Annotated in this window: 8 protein-coding genes, 1 tRNA gene and 2 pseudogenes; 2 read left to right on the top strand and 9 right to left on the bottom strand. The window is 43.5% G+C overall.

What is annotated here, in order from left to right; genetic code table 11:
* Positions 1-9 precede the first annotated feature (9 nt).
* On the bottom strand, positions 10-450 hold the full coding sequence (locus BW947_RS07470) for a hypothetical protein (RefSeq protein ID WP_076498068.1): 441 nt from the start codon (positions 448-450) through the stop codon (positions 10-12).
* 344 nt (positions 451-794) lie between these two features.
* On the opposite strand from BW947_RS07470, the pseudogene BW947_RS07465 reads away from it, so the two are divergent.
* Positions 795-2,175, top strand: a pseudogene (locus tag BW947_RS07465) (Gfo/Idh/MocA family oxidoreductase).
* A 118-nt stretch (positions 2,176-2,293) separates the two neighbouring features.
* Here BW947_RS07465 and BW947_RS07460 read toward each other — a convergent pair.
* The 7 genes and pseudogenes from BW947_RS07460 to BW947_RS07430 form a co-directional block, all read right to left on the bottom strand.
* Positions 2,294-2,818 carry a CIA30 family protein gene (locus BW947_RS07460; protein WP_076498484.1) on the bottom strand — a complete coding sequence of 175 codons (525 nt, stop codon included), beginning with the start codon at positions 2,816-2,818 and terminating at the stop codon, positions 2,294-2,296.
* A gap of 81 nt (positions 2,819-2,899) precedes the next feature.
* Positions 2,900-4,123: a serine/threonine transporter SstT gene (gene sstT / locus BW947_RS07455; protein ID WP_076498066.1), complete on the bottom strand. Its 1,224-nt coding sequence runs from the start codon at positions 4,121-4,123 to the stop codon at positions 2,900-2,902.
* 163 nt (positions 4,124-4,286) lie between these two features.
* On the bottom strand, positions 4,287-5,183 hold the full coding sequence (locus tag BW947_RS07450) for a chemotaxis protein (protein ID WP_076498064.1): 897 nt from the start codon (positions 5,181-5,183) through the stop codon (positions 4,287-4,289).
* Positions 5,184-5,322: 139 nt separating this feature from the next.
* Complete coding sequence (locus tag BW947_RS07445) at positions 5,323-5,793, bottom strand: phosphatase domain-containing protein (protein ID WP_076498062.1); 471 nt, start codon at positions 5,791-5,793, stop codon at positions 5,323-5,325.
* Positions 5,794-5,865: 72 nt separating this feature from the next.
* Positions 5,866-7,149, bottom strand: a pseudogene (locus BW947_RS07440) (DEAD/DEAH box helicase).
* 47 nt (positions 7,150-7,196) lie between these two features.
* The gene (locus BW947_RS07435) at positions 7,197-7,754 is read right to left on the bottom strand and encodes a methylated-DNA--[protein]-cysteine S-methyltransferase (protein ID WP_076498060.1); all 558 of its coding nucleotides are present in this window, start codon (positions 7,752-7,754) and stop codon (positions 7,197-7,199) included.
* Between the two features lie 67 nt (positions 7,755-7,821).
* Positions 7,822-9,453 (bottom strand): AlkA N-terminal domain-containing protein, encoded by a 1,632-nt coding sequence (locus tag BW947_RS07430; protein ID WP_244153234.1) that lies wholly within the window; start codon positions 9,451-9,453, stop codon positions 7,822-7,824.
* A 286-nt stretch (positions 9,454-9,739) separates the two neighbouring features.
* Here BW947_RS07430 and BW947_RS07425 point away from each other — a divergent pair, with 286 nt between their 5' ends.
* A complete protein-coding gene (locus BW947_RS07425; protein ID WP_076498059.1) occupies positions 9,740-11,569 on the top strand; it encodes an ABC transporter ATP-binding protein in 1,830 nt (609 codons plus the stop codon).
* A 597-nt stretch (positions 11,570-12,166) separates the two neighbouring features.
* Here BW947_RS07425 and BW947_RS07420 read toward each other — a convergent pair.
* Positions 12,167-12,242: transfer RNA gene (locus BW947_RS07420), tRNA-Glu, on the bottom strand.
* Positions 12,243-12,261 lie beyond the last annotated feature (19 nt).

Genomic DNA, 12,261 nt, shown 5'->3' with positions numbered 1-12,261 from the left:
AACATGCATTTACGCGACGCGCATACTTTGCACCGGATGTGCATCGGCCGCTAATTTGTCTACTTGGAAATAACAGCCTTGTTCATTACAAAATTGTAATTGCTTTGACTGAGTCACGATAAAGAATTCACCAAAAAAATTACCACCGACATCTTCTAGCTTATGGCCCTCAGATGTTTGCGTCATATAGACTTCATCTAAACTATGGCACCCATCGCTAAACCAGGTTTCTAAAAAATATTTATCGTTTTCTTTATAGAGGGTAATTTTATCACCCAATAAAGGACGTTCATCTAACCAACGGCCTATAATTTCGCGATTTTGCATATCGGTCTCCCGCCAATGAAGGCGACGGCGTTTTTCGATTCCTGACATCCTGATATCCTTATGCAATACCCAATCACCTGAGGTGAAAGCCAGTTGTGGCAGTACATTAAGCATAGAACCCATTTGACTCTTTACTCCTTGTAGCAACACATTACTTTAAATAACTTATATTATGTGATCATTTTGTTAATTAATGTTTGCTAACTATTTAAATAATAAGATAAATGCTCTTGATTAATTAATCGGCAGTGTAGCCCAATTAACAAATTAAAACGTGATCAAGATCACTCTTTACCGATTGCTAAAATAAAGGTAGCTAAAAGACTTATTTATCGGGCGAATGTACTGTTACATCTTTTCTTGCCAATTTGAATAGGGTTTCTGATATAACCAATAGGTGAGTTATCGCACTAATAAAACCAAGTGATATTTCAATATCTTCAGGTAAAAATAAAGCAGGAAGCCTTATGCATAATATTCATCGTCGCAATTTTCTTAAAGCTGCAGGTGCCGCTACCGCAGGACTCGTCACCGCCAATATAGCCCTCAATACCAACGCCAGTACTGTTGCACCTAAACCGCAAGCGGGTAAATCCGTTATTGGACTTGTGGCGCCTAAAATGGATGTGGTTAGAGTCGGCTTTATCGGTGTCGGCGAGCGAGGTTTTAGCCATGTCGAGCAATTCTGTCATTTAGAAGGTGTTGAGCTTAAAGCCATTTGTGACCCCCACCAAGCGGTACTCGACAGAGCCGCAGATCATATCGTTAAACAAAATCGGCCAAAACCTACTGTCTATACTGGTAATGACCTGAGCTATCGCGATCTATTAAGCCGCGATGATATTGATATTGTGATTATTTCGACTCCGTGGGAATGGCACGCGCCTATGGCGATTGAAACCATGGAGAGTGGCAAACATGCCTTTGTCGAAGTACCAATGGCACTCACAGTAGATGAGTGCTGGCAAGTTGTTGATACCGCAGAGCGCACTCAGAAAAACTGCATGATGATGGAGAACGTCAACTACGGCCGCGAAGAACTTATGGTACTCAACATGGTACGCCAAGGCGTGTTTGGCGAGTTACTCCACGGCGAAGCCGCTTATATCCATGAGCTACGCTGGCAGATGAAGGAAATCGACCATAAAACGGGCTCATGGCGTACTTATTGGCATACAAAAACGTAACGGTAACTTGTATCCAACCCACGGTTTAGGCCCAGTTTCACAGTACATGAACATCAACCGTGGTGACAGATTCGATTACTTAACCTCAATGAGTTCTCCCGCCCTTGGCCGCGCACTTTACGCTAAACGCGAATTTCCTGCCGATCATGAGCGTAACCAGCTCAAGTACATCAATGGCGATATCAACACCAGCCTGATTAAAACCGTTAAGGGCCGAACCATCATGGTGCAACATGATACTACGACCCCAAGACCTTACAGTCGCCACAATTTAATCCAAGGAACTAATGGCGTATTTGCTGGTTTCCCGAATCGTATCGCCCTAGAAAATGGCAGCTTGGGTAACAGTTACCACGAATGGGATATGGACATGCAAAAGTGGTACGACAAATACGATCATCCATTGTGGCAACGTATAGGTAAAGAGGCTGAAATCAACGGCGGCCACGGCGGTATGGACTTTGTAATGCTATGGCGCATGATTTATTGCCTACGCAATGGCGAAGCCTTAGATCAGGATGTGTACGATGGTGCGTCTTGGTCGGTGGTGAATATCTTAAGCGAACAGTCAGTCAATGATCGCAGTAACTCAGTCACCTTCCCTGATTTTACTCGCGGGGCGTGGAAAACGGCCAAACCGTTAGGGATTGTCGGCGCTTAAGCTAACACATTAGTCAAACTCACCAAAAGGATAAGCGCCTCGGCCTTATCCTTTTTCTATTTATTTTATCAAGCTGCTGAATAATAAACTCATCCGTTATAAAAAATAGCAGCAGAAATTAGTAATAACCTATTTCTTTGATTTTCAGTGCAAAGTCACCACTTTGCTGGGCACCAATCACCAGCCCTAAGCTACAGAGTTGGCTTAACGCAATACTCGGACGGGAAACCGCTTTGCCACGACATTGTGGCTGAAAATCACTGAAAGGAATATCGATGCGCTGCCAATTTACTGTTTTTGTACAGCTTGCACTAATCGCTTGATGACTTGGCACAGGCATTGGTGCTTGATATACCGTGCTTTGAGGGGTGTAAACATCTTTTAAATTCACTTTATAGTGTTTATCTTGTTCGCTATCAAGTTCAAGATAAATCCCCGTAAAGCCACTCACATCTATAGGATTAAACTCACAACGCACCGAGGCAAAACCACCGCCATTGGCCAGTGAAACATGGCCACTGAACTCGGCATAATCTAATGGCGAAACCGTCATTTTACTGCGGGACAAACCGCCCATCACAGTATCATTTATACCATACCAAGGTTTTGCCGCATCTAACGCTTTAAAATCACAAAAGATCATAACGACGCCCATAAAAAAGCAGCCACCAAAGTGACTGCTTTAATTGCTTATAAAACGAATAACCGTGCTAATTAACTTAACTTAACTTAGTTTAGCTTTATTTTCAGCGGCTTCACAAGCGGCAGCGGTAAAGATAACGTCCGTTGAACTATTTAATGCGGTTTCAGCGGCATCTTGAACCACGCCAATAATAAAGCCCACGGCAACCACTTGCATGGCAACATCGTTAGAAATACCAAACAAGCTACAAGCCAATGGAATCAGTAGTAATGAACCGCCAGCAACGCCAGATGCACCGCAAGCTGAAACAGCAGCGACAACGCTCAGTAACAATGCTGTTAGTAGATCAACTTGAATACCTAAGGTATGAGCCGCGGCTAAAGTCAATACTGTAATGGTGATCGCTGCGCCGCCCATGTTAATGGTGGCACCTAAAGGAATAGAAACAGAATACGTGTCTTCATGCAGATTTAATTTTTCACATAGCGCCATATTCACGGGAATATTTGCCGCACTCGAGCGAGTAAAAAATGCGGTAACGCCGCTTTCACGCAAACATTGAAATACCAACGGGTACGGATTACGTCTAATCTTCACATATACAATCAATGGATTAACGATTAAAGCGATAATCGCCATTGCACCTAATAACACTGCCAATAGCTGTGCATAACCTGCAATTGCCGCAAAACCGGTTTCGGCAAATGTCGCCGCAACTAAACCAAAAATACCGATAGGCGCTAAACGAATAATAAAGCGCACCATTTGTGAAATACCATGGCTCATGTCAGCAAACACTTGTTTAGTCGAATCGGTAGCGTGATGTAAGGCTAAACCTAAACCTACACCCCAAGCGAGAATACCAATATAGTTTCCCGTCATTAACGCATTAACTGGGTTATCGACCAATTTGAATAATAAGGTATGGATGACTTCGCCAATGCCTTGTGGCGGACTTGTGCCTTCCACCCCAGCCACCAGTACTAAATCCGTCGGGAAAATTGAACTTAAAATCACTGCGGTTAATGCTGCGGCAAACGTCCCTAATAGATACAAAATCACAATAGGGCGCATATTCGTTTGAGTATTTTTCTTTTGATTGGCAATCGATGACGCCACTAAGATGAATACTAATATTGGCGCTATCGCTTTTAATGCACCCACAAATAAGCTACCTAAAAAAGCGATATCTTTTGCGCTGTCAGGTGACAAAGTGGCTAAAATCACACCCGCGATGATGCCTAATAAGATTTGTAATACCAGACTGCCATTAGCCAATTTAGCTAATAATGATTTTTGTTTCATGATTTAACCTATCGTTATTATATTTTGGTTGAGATCCCCAACGCACGCCTTCGAAAATGAGGCCATTAGGTTTTATAGGATGTGACTGGACTTGTCTAGTCTTACCAAGAAATAAGCGAGCAAAATACCCCTCTTGCCCGCCTAAAGCTCACACGCTACTTGATTAGTGCTTATTGATAGCTAAATCAGCACCACGCAACATGGCATCAATCAACTCGTGGGCATCAAATTTCGTTAGCGCTTCATTTGCCCCGACTTGATGAGCTTGGCTCACGCTAATTTCGCTGGATAAAGATGTATGCAAGATAATATAAGCATTAGCAGTTAACGAATTATCACGCACCTCAAATGCCAATTCATAACCATCAAGCCCAGGCATTTCGATATCACTCACTAAAATATCAATAGGATGATGATCCAGTGCCGCTTGCTCCATAATCGCTAAGGCTTCTTTACCATCTGCGGTCACCCGATAAGGTATGTTGATCATATCTAGTGCGTCAGATAATTGCTTACGAGCAACTTTAGAATCATCAACCAGTAGAATATTCATCGGCTTCAGTTTTTCACGCTGCACATCGGTCAAAATAGCGCGGTTAGCTTGTGGGTTATCGGGGAAAATTTTTGATAATAACAGCTCAACATCGAGCAACTGCACCAATTGATCTTGAAAACGGGTAACGCCAGTCAAATAGGCATTTTTACCTAAGTTGGCAGAAGGAGCTTCAATATCGCGCCAGTTACACTCGATAATTTTATCGATACCACGCACTAAAAAGCCAATAATCATCCGTTGGCAATCTGTGATAATGATATAACACTTCTCTAATTCCTCGGCTGTAATTGGCCTATAGCCAATCGCGGCCGCCATATCAATAATGGGGATCGTATGACCACGAATGGTCGCCGCACCAAGAATTGTCGGGTGCGATTGAGGAATTTTACTTAATGGCGTGTACGGCACTAACTCACGAATTTTTAGCGTGCCTAAAGCAAACACTTGGGACTGTGATAACTTAAACAGCAGTAATCCCTGCGACTGACTTGCTTTGCTTTTCATAATGATATGGGTAACTCACTAAAATTAACCTAGGGGTAGCTTAACCTTAAAATCATAAAAATTTGATGATGAAGGTCAAACACATGAAAATCACTACCTATTAATTAGTCGATTTAACGACCAAATGGCTTTTAAAAACTTAGTCTTGTAATGCGTATAAGACGTCGAAGGCAAATTGATCCCAACCTTCTGCAGTAAAAGCAATATCGCGAATATTGCGTACTTGGCTCACAGCATGTAATGGTGCAGCACCATTAACCATTAGATAATACGCCATAATTAAACCCGTGCGATCTTTACCCGACCGACAATGAATAACCACAGGAACATCATCAGCTTCACATTGCTGAATAAACGCTAAAGCCTTAGGTAACTGAGCCACACAAATCGCCACATCGCCATTTTGGGGTGGCACATTACGCGACAATGGAATGCATTCGTAACGTAAATCGAGCTGTTTAAACGCACTCGGTTCGCAGCCTTCACCGCCATTAACTGACAAAACGGCGCCAATGCCAGCGTCTTTGAGGGTTTGTAAATCCCAAGAATCTTTATTGGGACCACTACGCCCTGCGACTTTACCTTCAACTAACCAAAATAAGTGCTGCATAAACCTTACCTACGACAAGTGAGATGACAAGGAACATTGGAGATAAGCTAACAATAGCTTATCTCCAATGACTTAAGATTGCTTACCCCAAAATTCAGTATTGGCTGGCGGTAACTGCTTACGTTTTTTTTTGCCCGTACCTTCGGGCTTAGCGACAGGCTTTTCTTGCTCTAACAGTTCGGCTGGTATTTCATCATCGGCTTCAAAACCCACAATTTGTTCACGCACGAGCTTAAGCTTATTCTTTTTTTCTATAATGCCAAAGTGGTGATAATCCTCATGGGAAATCAAAGTCACGGCTAAGCCAGCTTCACCCGCGCGGCCACTACGACCAATACGATGCATATAATCTGCTGGGCTTCTAGGTAAATCAAAGTTGATCACCACAGGCAGTTTATCGATATCGATACCACGAGCTGCAATATCAGTAGCAATTAACACACTGATCTCACCATTTTTAAAACCATCGAGCACCCGCGTACGCGCACCTTGAGCTTTATCGCCATGAAAGACTTCGGCACTGATACCGCGTTTAGATAATTTTTGCGCTAAGTGATTACAAGTGTTCTTGGCACTAACAAAAATTAGCGCCTGTGACCACTGGTGCTCTTTTATCAAATGCGCTAATAATGCGGTTTTCATCGGGCGGTTAACGGTAATCACCCGCTGATGAATCGTGCTTTCTTGCTCACTTTATAATTGGTACTCAAGCGGATTATTAAGCAGTTTTGTCGTTAATTCACGCACTTCTTCAGGAAAGGTCGCAGAGAATAACAATGTTTGTTTTTTCGCTGGTAAAGCATCAAGTACTTGGGCTAATTCGTCTGTAAAACCAAGACTTAGCATACGGTCGGCTTCATCAAGCACTAAGACACTAACGCGGTTCAATTTAATCGCATTACTGGATAATAGATCTAATAAACGACCAGGGGTTGCCACCAACACATCAGCGCCAGCACGTAAACTTTGCATTTGGGCATTAACGGATACACCACCAAATGCGGCAACAATTTTCAGTTGGCCATTTAAATGCGAGGCATAGGACAAAAAGCTATCAGCAACTTGCTGCGCTAACTCACGGGTTGGCACTAAGACCAAACAACGAACATAAGCGCCACTTTTATCATCGGTTTTAGCTTCAACGAGTTGCTGCAACACTGGTACGGCAAAGGCTGCCGTTTTACCCGAGCCTGTATTGGCGCCAGCTAACACATCTCGCCCGGCGAGCACAGCAGGAATTGTCGCCGCCTGAACCGGTGTGGGCAAAACATAGGCTAATTCGGTTAATCGATTTAGCAATGGTGCAATAATGCCGAGTTGGGCAAAGTTTGCCGCAGAGGAAGAAGCCTGAGTCATAGAAAGTTTAACTGCTCACCAATATCTTAATAGGACGCTATTCTAGCTTAAATATTGATACTGTGCTTGTCAGTTTCCAGCGAGAGTAGCTGTTGTTTCATCTCAAGTCCGTAAGCATAACCGGTGAGTTTACCATTTTTGCCTATCACTCTATGGCAAGGCACAATAATGGCGATAGGATTTGCGCCATTGGCGGCGCCTACCGCGCGTACCGCTTTGGGACGACCTATTTGCTCAGCAATCTCTCCATAACAGCAGCTCTGGCCGTAATCTAAATTAAGCAAAGCTTGCCAGACTTCACGTTGAAATAGTGTGCCCTTGGGCGCGAGCTTTACATCAAACTCAGCACGTTTACCCGCAAAGTAATCCGTGAGCTGTGCCTGAGTTTCGCGAATATGCACCGTGGCTTGATTGAGCGTATCCGCACTCACCTTAGCAAGGATAATCTCAGTACGATCTGAGCCAATAACCGTTAAATGGCTCAGTCCGTAGGCGTTAGCATGTAATTGCAACAGGCCAACAGGACTCATAAAAGTATCTACGGCGCAGGGCTGATACGCTGCAACGTTTGGAGCTTGGCTCAATTGACGAATAGGATGCTTCATTATCTGTCTCTTCATTTAATGTAAACGATGTTCTACATTGTCAGTTTAATTTGGAACTGTTTGACGGTTATTGGTGCCAGAGCTGGAAGGTTAAATAACTGCCCCAAGGCGCGATGCTTTGGCTAAGCTGCTGACATAAATCAGGATAACTTATCGTAGTAGCAGATTCATTCTGCGGATGTGTTGTAGCATATAAGGCCAATAAATGCTTTTTGACGATTAAATCTGAATGTAAAAACACGTTTGGATCGCCCAAGCCACGAAGCTTGGCATAGGCTATTGTCCAAGGACCAATACCCTTAACACTAAGCCACTCATCAACGCTTGCCTCTGGATAATCGCAGATAAATGCAGCCAGAGCATTGAGCGCCGATTTACGTGCCCCCGGCATTTTAAGCTCAGTAAGACTGGCTTTGCGAATGATCTCAGGTGTCGGGAATAAACGATACTCTCGGCCATTGAGGTAAAAGCGCTCACCATAGGCTTCAACCAATAGATTCAATAATTTAGTTGCCTGCACGACCGTCACTTGTTGGCCCAAAATTGCGCGGCACACCGCTTCAAATAGCGATCCTGCGCCAGGAATACGCAAGCCTGCCAAAGGCGTTAATTCTACATGGGATAGTGTACTTAAGCTTTGTTCAATCTGTTGCATATCCGCATCAAGATCTAAAATTCGCCGTATCTGCGTCACTAATTGCTGTAATTCATCTACGGTAGAGTCTTCGGTCAACGCAATAGACAGCTTGAATCGATTTAGCTTAGGCTCATGGGACATTTGCACTGTGCCGCGCATGTTACCTAATGCAAAACAACGACCATATCCGAGCCCGTTATCGTCAAATTTAGCTTCCGCGGCAAGGTGTGCTTCATCTGCAACTTGAACGGCATCACTCGATTGTGGATGACTCACTTGCGACGTGAACCATTCCATCCCTGTCACCGCACGTAAGCGATAAAATGCCAGCTGCGATGGCCAATCCAATGGTGGTCGATAGTATTGATATAGGGTTAATCCATAGTGCGGTACAAATTCACCCATAGCATCAATTTCGCTTAATCCTGTTGATGGATCAATAACGTGCTCCTTCGCCGCCTTGATTAATGCGGTCTTTCTTAATTGAGTTGGCGTTAATTGCAAGTTTTGCTTAAACGCTTCATTAAAACGACGAATACTATTGAAACCCGCCGCCAACGCCACTTGAGTGATAGGTAACTGGGTTTGATGTAATAATTGTTTCGCAAACAGTAACTGTCGGTATAAGGCATATTGTTTTGGCGAAGTGCCAAAACCTTCGGTAAATAGCTTATTCAGATAACGACTGCTGATGCCTAATCGGTCAGCCAATTGTGTTACAGTTAAAGCCGCTTCTCCCGATGATCTCCCTGCCAATGCGCCTGCTTCAATCAAACTAATGGCCCTTGCTAAAGTCGTGCCTGTACCCTTCCACGGATTTGATCCTGGTGCACTGTCGGGTCGACAGCGTAAACAAGGCCGTAACCCCGCCTGCGCCGCTTTAACAGCTGAATCAAAATAACGCACATTTTGCTCTTTTGGCGCAACTGCCGGGCAAACGGTACGGCAATAAATGCCCGTGGTTAACACGCCAACAAAAAACTTACCATCAAAACGCACATCGCGGCTCATCCTTGCCTCTCGACAAACCGTTGCTGAAAGTAGTCCATCACTGAGCAACATATCAGCCGAACGATTACTCTCTTTTTTTATCAAAACCACAGGCGTGTTACTCGTCTTCATCATTTATTAGGCCCGACAATATCCGCTCACAATTTATGTCTTGTTGATTACTTTACGTAAAACTAACATGTAGCACTAGCGGAAAACGGAACTCAATCATTTCCATGCTGTTAATGCATGAAATCCTATATGCTATACCCAAGCTACCTGAGGATACGAGTTTCAACATCAGCTGGTTATTTAGGTATAAATACGACTATTTTTTATCTCAACATAGAGTTAATTCATGTTTAAACGATTTGAATCTTGGGTTGAAGCCCTCCCCGATGACGAACCCACTAAGCCACCTACTGGGGTTTATGCTTTTTGTCGTCACTATACTAAAGGCTACGAGCTGCCATTAATCCTAATGTCTATTCTGACCGCAATGCTGGCCATGCTTGAGGTGTCATTGTTCGGATTTATGGGCCAGTTAGTTGATTGGCTAGTGAAAAAAGATCCACAGACCTTATTTCAAGATGAAGGGACAACCTTAATACTCATGGGCGTGATGATGCTGATTGTCATGCCTGTGTTGGTATTACTGCATGCGCTTATCATGCATCAAACCTTACTCGGCAATTATCCTATGTCGATCCGTTGGCTCGCACATCGTTATTTGCTGAAGCAAAGTGTGTCATTTTATCAAAATGATTTTGCGGGGCGAATCGCGACTAAAGTGATGCAAACCTCCTTAGCCGTGCGCGAAACTGTGATGAAATTGCTCGATGTACTGGTATACATTTTAGTGTATTTCACCTCTATGCTAGTGATGATCGCCAGCGCCGATGTGCGTCTCGTACTCCCCATGTTAGTGTGGCTCGCATTGTATGTTGGGCTGCAATGGTATTTTGTACCTAAGTTAAAAAGTGTCTCTACTGAGCAAGCCGATGCACGCTCAACCATGACAGGCCGTATCGTCGACAGCTACACCAACATCACCACAGTAAAATTATTCGCTCACACACAAAAAGAGGCTGAATACGCTAAATCCAGTATGCAAATATTTTTAGATACTGTGTATCGTCAGATGCGTTTAGTGACTGGCATTAGTGTCAGCGTGCAGATTATTAACTATATGTTGGCCTTTAGTATTGCAGCGGTATCGATTGCCTTATGGACCGATAGCGCTATTACTGTCGGTTCCATTGCCATAGCGGTGAGTTTAGCACTGCGTTTAAACGGCATGTCACAGTGGATAATGTGGGAAATCAGTTCATTATTTGAAAATATTGGCACCGTCATCGATGGGATGAATACGCTATCAAAAACAACAATAATCCAAGACGAACCTAACGCAAAACCGCTTATCGTTAATCAAGGTAAGATTAATTTCAAACATGTGTGTTTCCATTACGGTGAACAGACTGGCGTGATTGAAGATCTGAATCTGAATATTAAAGCGGGCGAGAAAGTCGGTCTTGTTGGCCGTTCTGGCGCGGGTAAATCGACCCTAGTCAATTTACTCATGCGTTTTTATGATGTTGAAAAAGGTCAGATAAATATTGATGGCCAAGACATCAAAACGGTAACGCAAGATTCACTGCGTTCGCAAATAGGCATGGTCACGCAAGATACATCACTTTTGCATCGCACTATCCGCGAGAATATTCTTTACGGTAATCCAAGTGCCAGTGAAGAACAGCTCGACAGCGCCATTAAGCAAGCTCAAGCCTATGACTTTATTCAAAGCCTAAGCGATCCTAACGGTAACCATGGCTTAGATGCTCAAGTCGGTGAGCGGGGTGTAAAACTCTCTGGCGGACAAAGACAACGTATCGCCATCGCACGGGTTTTATTAAAAAATGCACCGATTTTACTACTTGATGAGGCCACCTCTGCGCTAGATTCAGAAGTTGAAGCAGCAATACAAGAAAGCTTATATGAATTAATGCAAGGTAAGACAGTGATCGCCATTGCCCATCGACTTTCAACCATTGCCGCAATGGATAGGCTAATCGTGTTAGATCAAGGCCGAGTCGTCGAACAAGGCACACACCAAGAACTTATCGCCGCTGGCGGTATTTATGCCCAACTATGGGCGCACCAAACCGGTGGATTCTTAGGTGTAGATTAAGCCAAAAGTTAGATGACGAAAGGCGACACTCAGTAATGAATGTCGCCTTTTTTATCTCAATAGGTTTCCGCCTAATTCTCCCTCTTCCCGCAAAGCTTCACTCTTATACTTATACTCGCTCTCATATTCCCTAAAATTACGAGCCAGTTTAACGCAATATTCCTGAAAAATAGGTGTTGTGACAACGGACTACTTCAAATTGCACTCGTTGAGTGATTGGAAACATGGATAAATCGCGATTAACGGTTCCAAGTATCAGCGTTGAGAGTGACAGCATTCAAAGTGCCAACATTGAATAATCCCAAAAGTGAGTTTTTGTATTGGTTTAGAACAGGATTAGGTTAGAAGACGCCTCAACAAGCTTTAATGCGTGATTGAACAAAGTTACGTCACCAAGCAAGGTAAGCCTATCTAAGCATTATTGTTTTTATTTGGTAATTTGGAATTGTGGGTAAGTCTAATGAATAACTTGGTGCGTATGAATCGCAACTAAATCGGGCGACTCTCAATTAAGCACTCAAAATGTAGAGACAAAAAAACCACCTTAAAGGTGGTTTATTGTCTTTAACCAAAGTTTCGATAAACCTTGATTAAAATTGGTATCCCCTAGGGGATTCGAACCCCTGTTACCGCCGTGAAAGGGCGGTGTCCTAGGCCTCTAGACGAAGGGGACCCGGACTTATGATTTAACT

This window comes from Shewanella morhuae (genome assembly GCF_900156405.1).
Lineage (GTDB): Bacteria > Pseudomonadota > Gammaproteobacteria > Enterobacterales > Shewanellaceae > Shewanella > Shewanella morhuae.
This window is presented reverse-complemented; position numbering and strand designations above follow the sequence as displayed.